This window comes from Candidatus Uabimicrobium amorphum (assembly GCF_009002475.1).
Lineage (GTDB): Bacteria > Planctomycetota > Uabimicrobiia > Uabimicrobiales > Uabimicrobiaceae > Uabimicrobium > Uabimicrobium amorphum.
Genome location: NZ_AP019860.1, coordinates 7,974,763 through 7,993,429, shown reverse-complemented (window position 1 = coordinate 7,993,429; position 18,667 = coordinate 7,974,763). Strand labels below are relative to the sequence as shown.

Annotated in this window: 14 protein-coding genes; 7 read left to right on the top strand and 7 right to left on the bottom strand. The window is 41.9% G+C overall.

The genetic code is table 11. The features are described from left to right. Positions 1–3 precede the first annotated feature (3 nt). Both UABAM_RS28015 and UABAM_RS28010 read right to left on the bottom strand, forming a co-directional pair. Complete coding sequence (locus UABAM_RS28015) at positions 4–1,245, bottom strand: DegT/DnrJ/EryC1/StrS family aminotransferase (RefSeq protein ID WP_173013620.1); 1,242 nt, start codon at positions 1,243–1,245, stop codon at positions 4–6. A 226-nt stretch (positions 1,246–1,471) separates the two neighbouring features. Next, positions 1,472–2,161, bottom strand: a complete 690-nt coding sequence (locus tag UABAM_RS28010; protein ID WP_151971299.1) for a leucine-rich repeat domain-containing protein — start codon at positions 2,159–2,161, stop codon at positions 1,472–1,474. 329 nt (positions 2,162–2,490) lie between these two features. On the opposite strand from UABAM_RS28010, the gene UABAM_RS28005 reads away from it, so the two are divergent. Further along, a complete protein-coding gene (locus UABAM_RS28005) occupies positions 2,491–3,927 on the top strand; it encodes an FG-GAP repeat domain-containing protein (protein WP_151971298.1) in 1,437 nt (478 codons plus the stop codon). 48 nt (positions 3,928–3,975) lie between these two features. Here the strand turns inward: UABAM_RS28005 and UABAM_RS28000 are convergent, their stop codons facing one another. Beyond that, the gene (locus tag UABAM_RS28000) at positions 3,976–4,455 is read right to left on the bottom strand and encodes a HEAT repeat domain-containing protein (RefSeq protein ID WP_151971297.1); all 480 of its coding nucleotides are present in this window, start codon (positions 4,453–4,455) and stop codon (positions 3,976–3,978) included. A gap of 43 nt (positions 4,456–4,498) precedes the next feature. Next, the gene (locus UABAM_RS27995; protein ID WP_151971296.1) at positions 4,499–6,124 is read right to left on the bottom strand and encodes a hypothetical protein; all 1,626 of its coding nucleotides are present in this window, start codon (positions 6,122–6,124) and stop codon (positions 4,499–4,501) included. Between the two features lie 117 nt (positions 6,125–6,241). On the opposite strand from UABAM_RS27995, the gene UABAM_RS33835 reads away from it, so the two are divergent. Beyond that, positions 6,242–8,629: an SUMF1/EgtB/PvdO family nonheme iron enzyme gene (locus UABAM_RS33835; RefSeq protein WP_229759318.1), complete on the top strand. Its 2,388-nt coding sequence runs from the start codon at positions 6,242–6,244 to the stop codon at positions 8,627–8,629. Positions 8,630–8,718: 89 nt separating this feature from the next. Here the strand turns inward: UABAM_RS33835 and UABAM_RS27985 are convergent, their stop codons facing one another. Continuing rightward, positions 8,719–9,876: a C1 family peptidase gene (locus UABAM_RS27985; protein ID WP_151971295.1), complete on the bottom strand. Its 1,158-nt coding sequence runs from the start codon at positions 9,874–9,876 to the stop codon at positions 8,719–8,721. 182 nt (positions 9,877–10,058) lie between these two features. On the opposite strand from UABAM_RS27985, the gene UABAM_RS27980 reads away from it, so the two are divergent. Next, entirely contained in the window at positions 10,059–11,063 is a 1,005-nt protein-coding gene (locus UABAM_RS27980) for an ADP-ribosylglycohydrolase family protein (protein WP_229759317.1), read from the top strand. 89 nt (positions 11,064–11,152) lie between these two features. Here UABAM_RS27980 and UABAM_RS27975 read toward each other — a convergent pair whose 3' ends face one another. Together UABAM_RS27975 and UABAM_RS27970 are read right to left on the bottom strand one after the other, a co-directional pair. Beyond that, positions 11,153–12,352, bottom strand: a complete 1,200-nt coding sequence (locus UABAM_RS27975; protein WP_151971293.1) for an ankyrin repeat domain-containing protein — start codon at positions 12,350–12,352, stop codon at positions 11,153–11,155. A gap of 2 nt (positions 12,353–12,354) precedes the next feature. Then, positions 12,355–13,017 carry a class I SAM-dependent methyltransferase gene (locus UABAM_RS27970; protein WP_151971292.1) on the bottom strand — a complete coding sequence of 221 codons (663 nt, stop codon included), beginning with the start codon at positions 13,015–13,017 and terminating at the stop codon, positions 12,355–12,357. Between the two features lie 247 nt (positions 13,018–13,264). On the opposite strand from UABAM_RS27970, the gene UABAM_RS27965 reads away from it, so the two are divergent. The 4 genes from UABAM_RS27965 to UABAM_RS27950 are packed head-to-tail and all read left to right on the top strand — an operon-like array spanning position 13,265 to position 18,666. Next, positions 13,265–14,581 carry an alpha/beta fold hydrolase gene (locus tag UABAM_RS27965; RefSeq protein ID WP_151971291.1) on the top strand — a complete coding sequence of 439 codons (1,317 nt, stop codon included), beginning with the start codon at positions 13,265–13,267 and terminating at the stop codon, positions 14,579–14,581. A 21-nt stretch (positions 14,582–14,602) separates the two neighbouring features. Beyond that, on the top strand, positions 14,603–15,616 hold the full coding sequence (locus UABAM_RS27960) for an ankyrin repeat domain-containing protein (protein ID WP_173013619.1): 1,014 nt from the start codon (positions 14,603–14,605) through the stop codon (positions 15,614–15,616). Positions 15,617–15,667: 51 nt separating this feature from the next. Continuing rightward, positions 15,668–17,590: a class I tRNA ligase family protein gene (locus UABAM_RS27955; RefSeq protein ID WP_151971289.1), complete on the top strand. Its 1,923-nt coding sequence runs from the start codon at positions 15,668–15,670 to the stop codon at positions 17,588–17,590. Continuing rightward, a complete protein-coding gene (locus UABAM_RS27950; RefSeq protein WP_151971288.1) occupies positions 17,587–18,666 on the top strand; it encodes an NAD(P)/FAD-dependent oxidoreductase in 1,080 nt (359 codons plus the stop codon). The genes UABAM_RS27955 and UABAM_RS27950 overlap by 4 nt, the downstream gene beginning before the upstream one ends. The last annotated feature ends 1 nt before the right edge of the window (position 18,667 follow it).

The following is an 18,667-nucleotide window of genomic DNA, read 5'->3' as shown; positions in this document are numbered from 1 at the left end:
CCTTTACGCCAATTCGTCTAAATTTTCACCGATCTTTGTGAATGCGGCAACAATGTCATCCATATCTTTTTCCGTTCCCAAAAATAAGTAATGCGGTAACCATATCGCTTCGCGATGAGCCGCACGTTCGGTGACTGGGCAGTCGAAACTTTCGAAACTGTAATCTTTGGCATACGGCAAAAATGCCAACGGATTACTTTTTTTATCCATCGGAAAAATTTCACAATCGTATAAGGGCACATAAAAATCGCCTTCGGCAGGAATGCCATCGGCGTTGAGTGCTTGTAAAAAACGATCGCGAGGAATATTTTTGAATTCTTTTTCGTCATATTTGACAATAAATTGATAGATGGCACGTCGATCATTACGTGAGTCTTGTTTGGTAAACGAAATACCAGGCATACCACGTAATTTCTCTTCGAAGTAACCCGCCATGCGTATACGCTGAAGCGTTTGTTGCTCCAGCTTTTTGAGCTGTGAAAGCAACATACCTGCCGACCACTCGGTGATGCGATAATTTTTTCCCAGTATCGCCCCTTCATAATCTTCATATTGCGGTTCCTTGCGCCCACAATTGGCTACGGATTGCAAGCGCATTTCATATTGTTTGTCATTAGTGAGAACAATTCCACCTTCACCCGCGGTCATCAATTTGGACGTCTGAAAGGAAAAGGAACCAAAATCACCAATTGCCCCGGCTCCTTTGCCTTTCCAGCGTGCGCCATGTGCATGAGCGCAATCTTCAATAACAACTAAATTGTGCTTAGCGGCGATTTCTATGATCGCATCCATGTCTGCCATGTTGCAGGCAAGGTGTACGGGAATAATGGCACGCGTTTTAGGGGTAATCGCCGCTTCGATTAACTGTGGATCTATGCAATAAGTGTGAGGATCAACATCGACAAAAATCGGTATGGCGTGGCAAAAAACAACCGCTGATGCCGTGGCGACAAATGTATATGCAGGGACAATAATTTCACTTCCTGGTTCAATACCTGCTGCGAGAATCGCCATTTCCAGAGTAACAGAACCGTTTGCACCACAAACACCGTACTGTGCACCTGTAAAACGCGCAAATTCTTCGGCAAATTTACCCGCAAATGTATTGGGGGCGGGATATCCTCCCCAACTTCCCTTTTCTAAAACTTCGATCAGTGCTTCTTTGTCACTATCATCCCAACATGGCCATTGCGAAAAAGGCTGTGATCTTACGGCCTGCCCACCATTGATTGCTAATTTTGCCACGACAAACATCCTCCCATTTTCAAGTTGTCTAGTGCCTACAAATTTATATTTCTTATCATAGAAGGTCGAGTTTATGATGTCAAGAATATCAACTTAGAGAGGAATATGGATTACATAACTTTTCTTGAAGATTTCAGCAATGAAGAAATGACGGAAACAAAATCTAGTTTAAGATAGAAAAAATGAGTGTTGGACAAATCTGTAAACAATATAAAATAAAGACGATTTATCTTATAGTGACAAATTTGTCATAATCGCGACTACTGCGATAGTGTGGAGTTTCAAATTCTATGACATCTAAACAATTTTTTTGTATAAAGAGACCTTCCATGTTGTGTATTTCTTGTGGTATGGTTTGTTCTTTATAACCACAAATATGTAAATATTCTAGTTTCGGTAGCTGACTTATTTCGAGGGGAATCTTCTTTAAATTGCCTGGTAGGTATAGGTGGGTGAGGTTTGTTAACTGTTCTATGCCCTTTGGCAGTTTGTGTAATTTATCATGTCCACTTATGTTGAGGCATTTGAGATTTTGAAGTTGCCATATTTCTTTTGGTAATTTTCTTAACCGCCAACCATACAAATTTAAGTACGTCAGATTTTGAAGTCGGCCTATTTCTTTTGGTAGTTTTCGTAGGTAGTTCCAACTTAAATTGAGTCGGGAAAGCTTTTGAAGTTGTCCTATTTCTTTGGGTAATTCCGTTATGTCATTCTTTTCCCAATCGATATCTGTAAGATTTGTCAATTGACATATTTCTTTGGGAAAGTATCCCATCTCATATCTTCCGAGCAAAACGGTAAAGTCTTTTAATTGTTGTATATCTTTCGGGACATGATCGTCATATCCGATATATAAAACAACTTCATTTGAAAAATTGCAGTTGGAAAATTTGAAACCTGTTCCTCTGAACTTCATATTTGATCTAAAGCTACAGTTTTCAAAACGGTTATTTTCTAATTTTGTGCATTCTTCAAGATAAAATGTGCAACCCAGATACTTAGTATTCGGTTCTATTGCTGTTAGAACTTTACTTTTGATGACTTTTTGTTCAAGAATAACTGCACTCCTAGTGTACGAAGGTTTTAGTTTTTATCATATGACTTGCACATCGACATGACAAGATGTTTTAGATGAGATCATATAATATTTTCTGATTAAAGTTCTCAAAAGGGCAAAGATTGTGCTAAAATACGCTAGATTTGTTCGCTATAAATAATCGATCGAAAAATTTTCAGGAGCATACTATGGGTAGGTTTATCGTGTTTATTATCATAGTGTTATCGTGCATCTACGCACAAGTGACGGTGAACGATGTGATGGATGTGAAAAATAAAAAACTTTCGCCAATCAAGCAGCAGATTTCACCTGCTTCGGAAATGCCAGTGTTTTTGGGATACCCCAAAAATGCCACGGGCTCTTCGGCAGAAGGTGGAGTGGTGTGCAATCTTGATGAAGATGACGATTTAGAGGTGATATACAACATCGGTGATACTGTATATGCATGGAATAAAGACGGTACCAATGTCAAAGGTTGGCCTAAGGTTTTTGACAACCCGTGGCAAATTGCCCATGCGGCACCTGCGGTTGGGGATATTGATGGCGATGGAGAGGTCGAAATTGTTGTGAGTACTATATACGGCAATTTGGGTTCACAACAAAGCAATATTTATGCCTTTGAGAAAGACGGTAGTGTGGTCAAAAACTTTCCGATAAATCACGATGGACTATCTATGCGTACCCCAGTACTGGGCGATGTGGATAATGATGGTAAGTTGGATATCATTGTCAATAAGCGCGTGAAATCAACAGGGGAAGTTTGGGTGTACAACAGTGATGGTGGCGTATGTTCCGGTTGGCCTCAGGCAATGAGTAGTGTTCCGGCCTCTAGTGCGGCATGTGGAGACATTGACGGGGATGGCCAGGTGGAAGTGATTGTGGAGTCCTATCTTAGTGTGTATGCATGGCATGGCGACGGAAAATTATTGCGCAATTTTCCTTTTCACTTGCGAGAAGGGGTAACGAATTCTTATGCCTCACCTGTTCTTGCAGACCTCGATGGCGATGGAATAAAGGAAATTATTTTTGGAACACATGAAACCATAGGCGAGTTGGCGGGTTATGTCTACGTTGTAAAAAGCGATGGACGTTTATTCCCTAACTGGCCACAAAAAACCCAAATGTGGATCTTTAGTGCTCCTGCGGTTGCCGATGTCGACGGTGATGGTACTTTGGATATTGCCGTGGGGGATTTAGTGATTAGCGGTACACCTGTAAATAAATTGTATGTGTGGGATGCTCATGGAAAGATGCTTCCTGGTTTTCCTGTTGGACCAACAAATGCCATCCATAGCCAGGTGATGATCGGTAACATCGATGACGATGAGCACATGGAACTCATTATTGATGACAATGCCGCGGGAATGTATCACGCGTACAATCATGACGGATCTACTGTCAAGGGATGGCCTATTGCCACAAATGGGCAAACGTTTTTTAATACGCCTTGTCTTGCCGATATTGACGGTAACGGAACAATGGATATCGTGGGGGCTGCAACGGATCATACGCAAAACCCTCCACAAACGGCCATTTATATTTGGGACACAAAAGTGCGTTATACCAAAGGCCGAGTGTCGATGTTCCAGTACAACACCATGCACAACGGGGTTGTGGGGGAGTAACGTTGTTGCATACGAAGTATATTCTCCGCGGAGAACATACTTCGCCTCTTACTTGTTTTCCCAGTCTTTTATGAACTTTAAAGCCCTTGGTGTCGATATTTGCTTTAAACTTTTGATTACCGCGTCGACGACTTCGTGGTGGAGATGAGGGGATTGAGGATGTATAAAATAGCCAAGGCATTCTTCCACTTTGTGTTGGGCAAACAGTGTTAGTATTTCCTTCGTCGCGCCTTCGCCTAATTTTCCGAATTGTTCTATGGCACAAATACGGAAATATTTCTTGGCATGTTCGTGCTCACGTGAGCAAATTTCGCGATTGTGATTGACCACTTTTAACAAAAATGGAATCGCTTTTGGCGGAGATAGAACAGGCAACAGACGAACAACTTCCCATTTGGCAACTTCATGCTCCAAAAGTTTTGCTACGTCATCAAATGCAGATGCACCCAGCTCCTTTAATTCTTTCACGGCTTGTTCCCTGACATTTTCATCATAGCTGGTGAGTTTTGCTGTCCATTTTTCTAACATAGTTCCTCCTGACACAATGAGATTTTTGTTACGAGTATGCCACCTACTTCACAATTTCTATATCGACCACGGTATGTGCATATTCTTTTATATTCTGCAACTCTTCGCGCAACTCTTCGATTTCAGACCACGCGACGGCGGCAACACCGCCTTCTTCTAATTTGGTTAACTTTTTACTGAACAAATGTATTGGCTTCGCGGTCGCGAGCAGCAGAACTTGGTCTTTATCTGTGGAGAAGTGTTGTGGTAGTGTCGCAAAGAGTTCAATTCCCCACTCTTCGAGATATTCGTCTACATCGGGAAAGATGTAGTCCTTACCAGGGATAAGAAGCTTGTTGCGCGTGTTGCCATTGGGAAATATTAGATACACCATTTCATTATTGGCGAAGTACATGGCGTAGAAATACCATTCCTGGGGAGCGTGTTGCGGCCAGCGAAATTCTACGGTGAAACGCTCATCGTGTTTTAATACAAATTTTTGTTGTTGTAGCTGTAGAAAGGAATCGTATTTGGGCGAACGCGGTATAATATTTTTCTCCAGCGAAGTGTCTTCTGTGTCATCGGATGCTCCATCCCAGTCACTCCCCGGTGGTTGAAAAAAAATGACCCGTGCGTTGTGGTAGTTACTTTGTATTTCTAATTTTGTACAATATTCGCGAACGGCCTCAATGATTTCTGGTAGGGAATGTTGCGTTTTTCGCCAGCGAATTTTGTGAGTGAAGTAATTTTGCCCTGCGCCTGTTCCTCCCTTTAGAATGTATAGAAATTTATCGTTTTTTAGGTTAAGTAAAGCTTGGCGAATTTTGCGGCGGTCGCTGGCTTTGGTAAAGTGTATGAACTTGAGTTCATAGACGTTTGGTGGCAAAATTGTATAGCGCAAGGCCATCTTGTCGATGATTTTTTGTACGACTGCGGCACAACATTTTTGTACGGTAAGGTCTAGATTATTGCCAACGATGCTGTGCTCAAAGTGGAATAATTGTTGCGCGGTCATGCGTTGTATTCCGCGGCTGAAGATATTTACATGATTTATTTTGTGACCTAAAGCCTCGTCGTGTTTACGTTCATAAGTAATCGCAAAATCCATTATAATGGAAATTTCGTCAAACTCACGCCATATGTTCGCGCGGTAATTGCGCACCCCACCAAGAGAAAATGCTTTGGTTTCCATACGTCGCAGTTTTTTCGCACTTTGTTGATCGAGAATATGGAAATGTTTCCCCAGTTTGTCGCGCATTTGCGAGATCATCATTTCGCTACTAGAAAAAGAACTGCTTTCACGTTCCGGGTTTATCACCACCGCTATTTTTATTCCGTGAAGTTTTTGGCGAATGCGGATTTCCGGTATGCGTTTGTAGATGTCTTTTAGCAAAAGTTTGCTGTGTACTACGGTTTGTACTTTTGTACGTCGCGCATCTAGGTATTTTTTTCGCATATCGCGTATCCAGTATTTATCCCAGTTCTGATTTATGTAGTTATCAATGGCGGATTTATGGGCGATGATTATGTCGGCAGCAATTTTTTTGCTCACCACGCGTTGTAGAGCTTTTTTATAAGCATCTACGAGTTGTCCTTTGCGTGTCGTACCTTCACCGATAACGGTAATTTTTATACCATTTTCACTGTAGGCAAAGCTGAGAAATATTGTGAAAAGAATTAGAGTGCGCATAACGAAAAGCCTTAAAATACAAAAAGTAAATGAAAACGCGATATATGTTTATTATTATATTTATATAAAAAATGTCAATAATATCTGATTTAAGTTTGTTGTAACCAAGGTCGTTTTATGAAAAAAATATTTCTGTTATTATGCTTGTTTACTTTTATATATAGCGACGGACTGACGTTTGATAAGATCAAAAAATTCAAACTCAAGTTTGGCTTTAACGATATGGAAATTTTAGCGGAAGTAAAAACTGCGGGTGGTGTGGAGAGAATCCCGGGGATTTATGGAAAACTTTTACGTTTGGGAATACGCGAAGATATTGTGGAGCAAATGCTGAGTGTACAAACGTTGAGAACACAGTTGCCACCACGCATTGCCAAACATTACAAAAAAAGAATGGTAACACCGAAGATAAGGGTATTGGCTGTGGGAATCAATACCTATTTAGATAACAAGACGTTTCCCACTTTACAGTCGGCAACATTTGATGCTGAAGACTTCATAAAAGAATTGCTAAATCTCGGTGTTCCGACAACACATGTGGAGTTGCTCACAGATCACAATGCCACACAAAAAAATATAGTGGCTGCAATAGAGCGTTTGGCGCGCTACGACGAGACGATATATGTATTTTTTTCTGGTCACGGGCTCAACATTGAGGGAGATTTTTATTTGAGTTGCCATGATACACAAAAAGATAAAATTGCCGAAACTACCTATGCGATGGCACGACTCAAACAGAAATTAAGTCTTGCCAATTGTAAACATTCAGTTGTTTTTCTCGATGCCTGTCACAGTGGGGCGAGTAAAAATGCACGTTTTAATACCAAGCCAAAGGAACGTCGAAACTCTGTGGTACAGGATATGCCCGAAGAATTAGAGAGCCAACAGGTGTCTTTGTTGTGGGATCAACGTGGACGCAACAGCGTGGGCGATTTAAAAAGAATTGAAAAGCCTATTTTTTTGATGGTGTCTTGTGGAGCAAATCAAGTTTCTTTACAAGGCCAGGGAACAAAAAACAGTGTGTTTACCCATTACTTACTGGAAGGAATGCGTGGTAAGGCCGATAAAAACAACGACAAGAATATCAACACTCTGGAGTTGAGTGGTTACGTACGCGATAAGGTATTTGAAAGTACTTTTCGCCAAAAGCCAGATTTCTCTGTCAGCAATGGTTGGGAAAAAGAACATTGTGAAAAAGCCGGAATATATATTTCTGATTTGGCGGAGGATATTCCCGAGGTAACGGTAAGTGCGGATGAACTCGCGTGGATGGAAAAGCAAGAGAAAATGCAAAAGAATTTTGAGTATATCGTGGCAAAAGTCGATCGCCGGCGCATTTCCAGCAAGTCCAAAATACGTTACTGGAATAAGTTCCTCAGCATGTACCAAAATTTTGCAAACCCGTATAGCGAAGACGATGAGGAGTTGAAGAACAAGGCACGTGAGCGCATTGCATATTGGAAGAAAAAATCCGATGTGCGGCGTATTGTGCGTTTAGAAGTTACACCACAAAACACGCGTTGTAAAGTAAGTGAGCAAGTACATTTTAGCGTTGTCGGAATTCGCGCCAATGGAGAACGCTATACACCGCAGGTATTATGGAGAGCGCAGTATGGCAAAATAAACAAAAGCGGTTGGTACACGGCACCAAATCGCAAAGGCAGTGACAAGGTGATGGCAATGTCCAAAGAAGATAGCCGTATAAAAAAAGTGGTGCGTATCGAGGTTGAGCCCAAAGTAACAGGGACGCCTGGATTCACGTTTTTGCGTGAGAAAACATATTCGTGTGGCGGACAAACGCATACCATGAAAGAGTATCGCCATACGCGCACAGGTATGGAGTTTGTGTTGATTCGCGGCGGGAGTTTTCGTATGGGGAGTAATGACGGAGATGATGACGAAAAACCAGTGCATCGCGTACGTGTAAATAGCTTTCTAATGGCCAAGTATGAAGTTACGCAGGACGTTTGGCAAAGGGTGATGGGAAACAATCCTTCTCATTTTCGAGGCAGTAAATTTACCCATGTGAGAGGTGATAAACTTCCGGTGGAGAGAGTGAGTTGGACGGAGTGTAAATCTTTTTGTGATAAGCTGGGTATGAGGCTACCCACCGAGGCAGAATGGGAGTATGCATGTCGTGCGGGAACTAGTAGTAAGTATTACTGGGGAAATACGATGGATGGTGATTATGCATGGTATCTTGGTAATTCGAGTCGTAAAACTCATGAAGTCGGACAGAAATCTCCCAATGCGTTTGGCTTGTACGATATGACGGGGAATGTCTGGGAATGGTGTGCCGATTGGTACGACAGCAATTACTACGCGAGTAGTCCAGCCAATAATCCCCAGGGAGCATCGTCAGGTTCGAATCGTTCCGAGCGTGGAAACGGCTGGTACGGTGATGCCGGAAAATGCCGCTCTGCGAATCGTATCTTTGATAAGCCCGGCTATCGCAGCTCTGTTTTGGGTTTTCGTCCTTGTGTTACTTGGGCCGTTGGTAACTAACGGCTAGTAGTTTTTTTGTAGGAAGATAAAATTTCAGGCAAGATGGGCTGCTTAACCAAAGCAGCCCTCTTCATTTTGTTGCGTAGTTATTATTTTGTTATTCCCAACTTTGACGCAATATTCGCAGGAATAGCGTCTTTGTGTAGCAAAATAGAAATCGTCTTGGAGCGCACATATGCTTCCGACATGTAGACATATCCCTTCATTTTGCATTTCTTTGTTCCCCATGAATTCTTGGTGATGTAATATCTTGTGCCGTTTTGATCTTTGGCAATTCCGGTAACATGCATTAGGTGATCATCTGTGGATGTGTAGTTATCAAAAGCTTCTTGACGAGCGGCCTGATCAATTTCTTTCTCTGCTTCGGGAGTGTTGCACAGTTGTTTCTTTTCTTTGTCACTGCGATCATTCCATTCTTTTAGGGGAAGAGTGGCAACACCTTTTTTATTGCTAAAACTTCTCTCGCTAACGTCACCGTCCCACACAAGGGAATAGCCATTTGTTAGGGCGTGGTCCATGGTGGCAATGAATTCCTCCAACGGAAGGTTGTGGGAAATATTATTTGCCCAATTGTCGGGAATTTCGATGCTAAAAGGTCGGTAGTAGGGGTGATGAGAAAACGAGGTCAGTTCAACGTAGTCATTTGCATTGATCTCCAATTCTTTGGCAAGGCTCTTTGCGGTGTATTGTTGTCCTTGGTAGTTGAAGGTTTGCGGCACTTTTCCTAGATAGACATCGAGGAGCGCCGCGATCGCTTGCGGCCAGACTTTGGAGAGTTTATCTTGCTTGATAATGGAGTCGAGGATTCCTTTGAGAATTGCGTCCATTTCTCTATGGTTGTGTTTGGATTGTCCAACAAACAAACCACTGTAGACTTCCTCTGGTACCACTCCATGGTGATGTGCTACGTATATGGCATCTTGGGCTAGACTTCCGGCTCCTAAGTTGGTTTTGCCGTGACGGCGCACGTAGTTTCTGGCTTTGCGTGGGTAGGTGTGGCGTACGACAAACATTTCTGAAAGGTCGTGTTTTCCTTTTCCGCGTCTGATGAGTTCGCTTTCCAGAAAGGAACTTGAACCAAAACTCCAGCACGTGCCTGTTCGGGATTGATTTTTGACAGGAGTGGTGGCGACTTTTTTTATGACGGTGAATTTGAATTCGGGTAATTTTTTCTCTTTTTTGCCCTTTACGTCATCAGCGTAAAGGAAAATTGTGAGTAGAGAAAGAATCAAGATTAGATTTTTCATCTTTTTTCCTTTTATATTAGGAACTCGTTATCATTTATACTTTGTGATATGTTTTTTTCTTTTTCGTATGATATATTTTAGCATATATCTCCAAAGAGAGATAGATATTCGTTTATTTGCGATGTCGTTGGATCAGTTTTAAAATAACCGAGAATGGAAGTAAATACAGAGAAGAGGATGTGATGAAACCCGATGTAAAAAAATATGAAGGATGTTTAATTGGCCAGTGCCTAGGGGATGCTTTGGGCTTTCCAGTGGAAGGTTATCCTCTGCGGTTGTGCCAACAGTATATTGATAAAGCGATTAACACACACCAGATACTGGAGTTTCAACCGGAAAATAGCCATCCGTTTGCTCAGTATACCGACGATTCGCAGTTGGCAAGAGAGCTTATCGAGAGTTATGTCGAACACCAACAGTTCCTACCGGAAGAATACGCAAAGAGAATTGCACGTATATTTGCGGAGAAGCGCATTGTAGGCCGCGGACGTGCAACGCAAATGGCCGCAGAAAAATTACAACAAGGCATTCACTGGACAGAAGCCGCCACTCCGGCACCTTCTGCTGGAAATGGTAGTGCGATGCGTAGCGCACCTGTGGCATTGTTTTTTTACGACAACATTGACCATTTGATTTTGGCGGCCAAGCAGCAAGGCTCTATCACCCACAGTGATCCACGATGTGTGGCTGGTAGTGTTATTATTGCGGGGGTTACTGCATTGGTTTTGACTTCAGACGAAATAGAACCTTCGCACATTTTGACAAAAGTTGGCGGATGGATTGCGGATATTGATTCTGCTTTTGCCGACATACTCAAAAGCTTTGGTGAGTGGATGGCACTTCCACCACAACAAGCTTGTGATCATATTGTGGGTGTGTATCTTCCCGAGGATCACCGCGAAGTGTGGGATCGGATATCACCTTATGTGGTGCCCTCTACGCTGTGGAGTTTGTACTCGTTCTTTAAGTATCCACATAGTTATATGGATACGATTAAGTGTAGTATTATGATGGGAGGCGATGTCGATACCACCGCTGCAATGGCCGGTGCAATAAGCGGAGCTTATTTGGGAGTGGATGCTATTCCGCAAAACTACGCGCAACTGTTAACAGACCAAGGCACATGGAATTACTCAGACTTAATGAATCTTGCGCAAAAATGTTATCGTGTTAAACATAGTGAGTAGGACGTTTTTTGAAGAGAATGCAAAGCTGATAAAGTAATATTGTAAAATTTTTTTGTCGAAAGACAACATATATTACCTAGGTTCATATTCTATGTAGTTTTCAATAAATGAACTACACCATGCTTGTTGTTTTTGACAGCGATATCGTATGCGGTATCACCGTTTTTATTTGTAATGCCGCGGTCTATTCCGGTAGTGATGAGTAGCGAGATAATTTTGTCCATGCAGCCACGAGTCAATACCGCTTCGTGAAGAAGCGTGTTGTGCTTTTCGTTGCGCAATGCCAGAGTTTCTGTACGGTATTTTTTCAAAAAGGTTTCGAGAATAATTTTTTCGCGGCGTTTGACCAATTGAAAAATCACTTCGGGAAATTGTTGTACGATGTGCTGTGTTAACCAGTGGTGCGCGAAAAAAGTCTTAAAATGTTTTCGACTGACTTTTCTACGGGTAAAGGCATTGACCATCTTTTGTGTCTGCTGTTGGGTGATCCCTTGTTGAATCTTGCCAACAGCTTCGCGCATACAATTCGCTGTGGGGAGCAAGATGGGAAGAAATTCCCACAGTTCCTTTTCCACCGTAAGCATAACGGTTCCTGGCAAAGAGAGATAATGATCTCCTGCAGTGATTTGCGTCATAAGCCGCATGGCTACTTTTTTATGGTTTAGTGGAACAGCCTGTTCTTTGGGACAACTTTGTACTAAAATTCTTAGCAAATACTCGGCCTCTTGTGTACATTCCAATTCTAAGTCCAGCAATAAACAAATCAATTCATAGCAACTTTCGTGAATATGCGGATATTCCCCCATGTACTCTAGTAACCAATAAATACAAGTAGCTCCTCCGTTTCCCGCATACGCTTTTTGTGTGGCTTGGTTGGCTCCGGCAATTGTGGTAAGTTGAATGATATTGAAAGCAAGGCTTTGCTGTGTTGTGTCAGAAAACTCATCAAAACTTTTGACCGCCATGGCCAAATTAAAAGGACCAAGCTCGTAATCATTTAACTTTTCTGCGCTAGCCCCCTTCAGAACCAAGTCTTGTAATGTTGCCAAGGTTTGTTGTGCTTGTTCAGCTAAGTATGGCAAAGAGCGCCGCAGAAAAAATGGCTGCAAGGACTCAAAGTTTTCGCGAAAAGAAGTATCTAAGTTGTGTTGTTCGTAAGGTTCGCGTTGTGCTCTACTCTTGTGCCATTCGCTGCGTAAAGGTAAAAACTTAGACATAATATGCGACTTTTCTGTCGCAATTTCATTCCATAACGTGTTGGGAAAAGCGAATATCTTTTGTTTATTCATTTTTATCCTTCAGTAGTTGTTTGCCGTAAACTAATTTTCACTGCATTACCTTCGTATTTGCGTACTGCGCAAAATTCTTCCATATCTAGGTATTGTATATCCAGTGCAACGTCATGTGTGAGACTTTCCCAGTAATTGTCAGGCAAAGGGTAGGTTCCCCAACTTTTTTTGTTGTGATGTTTTTCTTCATAGTTGTTCAAAATCAAAATTTGTCCGCCTCTCTTAGATACGCGGATTACTTCGTGAATGGTTTTTTCGACTTGCTCTACCGTTAAGTAATTCAAAACCCCGAAGATAATACACGCATCTATGGTATCATTTTCTAGAAAATGGAGATCATCGCAACTCGATGCATAAAAGGAGGCACTCGGTAAATTTTTTTGTGCTTGTGATATACTCAATGAATTGATGTCGACGCCATACAATTTGAAGTTTGTGTTGATTTTATTTAAGTAAACAAGCATTCCACCACTACCACAACCGAGGTCTAAAATTTTTGCATGGTCACCTAATTGCATATTCTTCACTAAGTTGTTCGCTATTTGTTTGTAATCAGAAGATGTGTAGTATAACCATTGTGAATTACCTCCGGTGATGAAATTGCGCAAGTTATATAAATTAAACACAAACCATACATGCAAAGCATTTTTAATTCTTTTGTACATTTATTTCTCTCCTGCAACTCGATCCCGAACCCACCAAAAATTGGCAAGAGGTCACCGGAAAACTTTGCATGTTTTCTGTGACCACTTTGCATAAGTAAAATAATTATACCAAGAAATACACCAACTATACATAAATAGTGTTTTTTACACTCTCCAGAATTCGCTATTGTGTTTGCTTATCTTTTTTTCGTAAAATGAAAAAGTGCATTTTCGTCAAAAAATAAGTTATTTTGTGTAGAGGATAGATATGTCAAAGCGAAAGAAAATTTTTATTGGTATTATACTTATTTTATGCATAGGTATTGTATGGGGTTACATGGAATATCGCTCCTATATGCAAGCTCCCACGGCACGGTTAGGTCTGGAAAATATCTATCCGGAGATGGAGGAAGATTCACATCACATTTACATTGTGCATCCTTTAGATCACCGTCAGCCACAACAGGGACGTTTTAAAGGCTTTTATCATCTGAGTTCCAACTTTACCAAAGGTTGTAAGGAAGTTCTTTTTCTGTTAACAGACGGTCAAATGGAGTTGGTAGACCTAGATCCTGACTTTGAATTTTTTGACGATATTGTGCAAGATATTCCCTATGTGCTCATTGGTCGACGTGGACACTCTCCGACTTTATTTCCTGAAGTTTATCGCGAAGATGGTTCTTTGGATTATGAGAAAGCGATGAACCTATACGGGTCGCATCAACATGTCGCAGATATTGAAAATGTACGTCAAGATCTATTGAAAAGAGGTTACCTATCCCCAGGACAAAAAATTATGGTATTTGGAGCTTCTGGTGCAGGAATACTAGCGCAACAGTACGTCAGTCAATATGGACAGCATGTTTCTAAACTTGCTTTGGAAGTGACAGGTGCCAATGACATCGCACAACACAACCACACAACGTATAGTCATCATCTCAATGTATTCTCCCCTGAAGCGGCAAAACTTCTAGATTTGACTCTACAAGATAGCACACTCGACGTACCATCTTTGAGTTTGGTACTGTTTCAAACGGCGAGACGCAGTGCAACGCCAAAGGCCTCGTTGTTAAAGGTCTTAAGTGAAATACAAACAAGTCAAAGTCTAAGCGACTATCGATTTCGCGTACCATACAACCTGACCCTGATGAAATTTTTGACCCAAGCTCCCGTGGCCGATTGTTCGAAAGTGCGCATGTATGAACTGCTTGGTCACGATTTACACGAGTACTATTTGCAAAAAAATAAAGCGATCAATGTTCTCTATGAATTCACCGGTTCTATTCTCGAAGACTTTATACATAACAAAGTGCCGACGAAAAAGTTTGCCATACAGCGTTCTACTTTTGACGGAGAGGTTCTTGTCATTGCCGGAACAGAGGACATTGTATTTTCACATAAAATAGCCGAAAAAATAGCGACGGCGTATCCACGAGGAAAACTCGCTCTTTTTGCCGATGGCCATAGTATGATGAAAGATCGAAAGTATTATAAAAATTTAAGATCGGCTTTTTTTAAGCATGATTTTGCACATCCGCTTTTTCGAAAGTTATACACAAATTCTCAGCAGTTATGTAAAGACTAAATATTGAAAATGGAGATTCTCATGCAAAAACTAGGTTTTTTGTTGTTATTGTTATTCCCCCTTGTATGGGCCGATGTTGCGCCGGAAAAGAAATTACCCGCTCTACATAAAGCCATTATTGCTGGTGACATGGACGCAGTGAAGGAACTAATTGCCAACGGGGCAGATGTCAATGAACTCGACAGAAAAATGGGCAATGCACCTTTGCATATCGCCGCCCAAGGAGATTATCCGCAAATTGCCAAGTTGTTGATCGAGAGCGGTGCGTTTGTCAATTTACAAACACCTAGAGCGGGTTTCAGTCCGCTGATGATCGCTGTTTGGTACTCTAAACCACAAAACATCAAAGAGTTGCTCAAAGCGTCTGACATCAATATATATCTGAAGACACCACAAGGCGTGACTGCGGAGCAATGGGTCGGTGGTTGGGATAAGGACATTGATGCCAATGAAGCCAAAATCATTGCCGAAATCAAAGGTATTTTTGCTGTGTACAAGAAAAAACAACAGCAAAATATCGCCGCGCAAAAAATCATGGTGGTCCTACTTGACAAACAACTCTCTGTTGCTGCAAAAGCGCAACAAGTAAAGCAACTCATTTCGAAAGGCTATGATGTCAATACCGTTCAACCAGTGATTGGCAACGGAAACGATACGCACACGCCGTTATTAGTTGCGGCGCGGTCAGGTTACAGTGAGATTGTGAAAATGCTTCTCGTCGCGGGGGCAGATCAAACAAAAACCGGCTACATGATGAATGCTGTCGCTTTTCACAAAGCTTGCTACATGGGGCACCCTGAAGTTTTAAAGCTACTTGTTAAAGATAAAAATGCCCATAAAGTGATTGATGACCAAGGTCCTAATAACGGCTACACTCCTTTGCATGACGCCATTTGGCATGGACATACTGCTGCGGCGAAAGTTTTGATCGAGGCAGGCGCAAGGACAGATCTCAAGACCTATGAAGGTGATACGCCTTTGGATTTAGCAAAGCGTTATAAGTACACCGAAATTGTTAAGTTACTGGAGAAGTAAAGTACTATAACCGCTATTTGACGGGGCAGATTTTTTTGTCGAGGAGATTTCATGCGTATTTCATCATATGATCCACAGAAATTGGAAGATGCGTATGGCATTTTATGTCGCGCTATTCATTCGGAGCTTGTGGATAAGTTTATGCCATTTGGCTTGGTATTCTGCAAAGTTTTACCGAGTACATCCACAACCCCTCACTGCCATCATGAAAATGAAGCCTTTTTGATTGTCGCGGGACAGGGGCAAATGAAAATAGGGGAGGAGTTGGCGAGTGTACATCGTGGTGATGTGGTTTTTATTCCTGCCGGAAGTACACATCAACTTACCAATACCGGAGAGGGCGACTTGGATTTTTATTCGATATATTGGACCATTGCCAAAAGTAATGAAAATGACGCCAGTCTTGAACTCATCATCCCTGCTCCGCCAACACCGAATGGATCTCTTCACCTAGGACATCTTTCCGGTCCGTACTTGGCTGCTGATGTTGCGCATCGTGCGTCTTTGATGTTAGGACGACAATCACTACAAGTAATGGGGACGGATGATAACCAGAGTTACGTGGGAGCGAAAGCGCGTGAAAAACGATGTCGTGAACTGGATATAATCGATGAATTTGCTCCGCAAATTTTTCAAGTGATCAAAGATTTTCGTGCAGATGTAAGTTATTTTTTACGACCTATTCACAATGAAGAGTACAAAGAGTTTATCATTCAATTTTACGCAGATTTGAAAAAAGACGGACTGATAAAACTGGCGAAGAGAAAAGCGGTACGCTGCGTTTCGAGCAACTCTATTTTATATGGTTCTGCGATAGAAGGTCGATGTCCTAATTGTGGAGAAGTTACCGGTGGAAATGGCTGCGAAAATTGCGGATATTACAACGACGCATGGGACCTCGCGGAAGCAAAATCTACTGTCGGAGAAGGTGAGGTGGATTATGTGTACGTGGAGCGTGGTTATATCGATTTGGAAGAACATCGCGATTTCTTAGAATCGTTTGTCGAAAAAGTGGCGATGCCAAAAGTTATGCGCTGCTTTTATCGCAACTACCTCAAAAATAAGCTTCCTTGTGTTTCCGTTTCAGAACCGGCAAATTGGGGAATTCCCGCTCCGCAAGAGCAAGGCAATGTCATTTATGAATGGTGTGAAATGGCGGGAGGTTACCTGTATTTATTACAAAAAATGCAAAAAGACAACGACAATCTAGATTTTTCCAATGTCAAAGTAAATTTAGCGTTTGGATTCGACAACGCTTTTTTTTATGGCTTGCTTCTTCCCGTACTATTAAAGAATACCGAAGTGGATTTGCAAGCGTTTCTCACCAATTATTTCTTGCATCTCGACGGTGAGAAGTTTTCGACGAGCCGTAATCACGCGATATGGGGAAGAGATATGTTGGACAAAATTGCTCCTGACTTGTTGCGCCTGCATTTGAGTTTGATTCGCTCGGAATTATGCTCTACAAACTATCGTATATCACATTTTCGGTGCTTTCTTGAGGATTTGTGTAAGTGGGATGAATTGCTCACCTACATCAATGAAGCAAATACCGATTTCCCTGTGGATTTAAGTGGCGACCACAAAATGACCGAAACAGAGGAACGGTTTATTTACTATTTTAATCAATCTTGCGCCGAAGTCATTTCCCATTACAACATCAAAAGTTTTCGCTTGAATAAAGCTGCGAAGCATTTAGTGGATATTGTCGAACAACTCCACGAATTCTACTACAATGGCGTTGTCGACAATGCAGATAACATGCATATTTTACTATTGGCGTTACATAGATTTTGTAAACTTTCTGCGCCGGTTATGCCCCATTACGCGACAGATGTGGCGAAGTGTTTTGAATTTGACGGTTTGTGGGATGTTGCAACACCTCTTCACTCAGGTACTCGTGGAAAACTGGTGAAGGCATTGCCCACATCTTTCGTGAAAGATACCTTACATTCTTTGGATCAAATAAAATGACGTATGATTTAATAATAGTCGGCGGTGGTATTACCGGGGTTTCTGCCCTTTACCACATGTCCCAGAAAAAGGGAATAAAGACGTTGCTACTCGAAAAAAACTCCCAGTTGGGTTTAGGGGCTTCAGGAACGTGGGGCTTTTTGACGAGAGTTTTTCACTATCGTTTAGAAGTGACAAAATTAGCGCAGCAGGCGGTTGATTTTCACTATCATTTCAAACAGCATTTTGGGGGAGACAATCATTACATCAAAACCGGATCGCTGTATTTTCTGAAAAAAAACATGCTCGATGATTACGCGCAACACTTTGATTTTTTAGAGAAAAACGACGTGGATTTTCAAATTTTAGAAGCCGTAGAAGGGAAGAAGCGCTTTCCCAATTTTTGTTGGTATGAAGACGATGTTGTCGTTTTTGAACCGCAAGGTGGACTTACAGGACTTGGGAGCAGTGCGAATTATTTGGCATCCGCAGCATGCAATAACCCGAATTGTGAAGTGCGATTGCAAACTCCTGTAGAAAAATTACTGTATAACGATGGCCAAATAGAGGGCGTACAGTTAGCCAACGGTGAAATTCTCAAGAGTAAAGTGGTGGCGCTGTGCCTAGGCCCGTGGGGATTTTCTTTTTTAGAAAGCATTGACGAACCGATGCCGTTTTTCCCCCGCATTATCCAATTGAATAAATTCCATCGCTATCGGCAAAACATCAAAGATCCCTTTTTCATCGATGGCAGCAGCAGTATATTTGGTCACTACCTGCCTTCGGGGTCTTTTATTGGCGGCTATTTGCGTAAACAGAGTTTTCGCGAAGACGTGATGCCAGGAAAAGTCAGCAGTATTGAGGCAAATGAAGCCAAGCACGAGATTGGCAAACGCATTACCTGGATAAAAAATGCCGCGTTGGAAGGGGGCATTTCGGCCATTGAAAGCTATAGCCCAAGGGGATACGGGCATGTAACTTGGTCTTCGCAGATAAAAAATTTACTATACACCGGTGGATTTTCGTGTACGGGTTACTTGTTGTTTCCTACGAATGGTCGAGAAATTGCCGATAAAGTAACGAAAGCACTCAACTAAA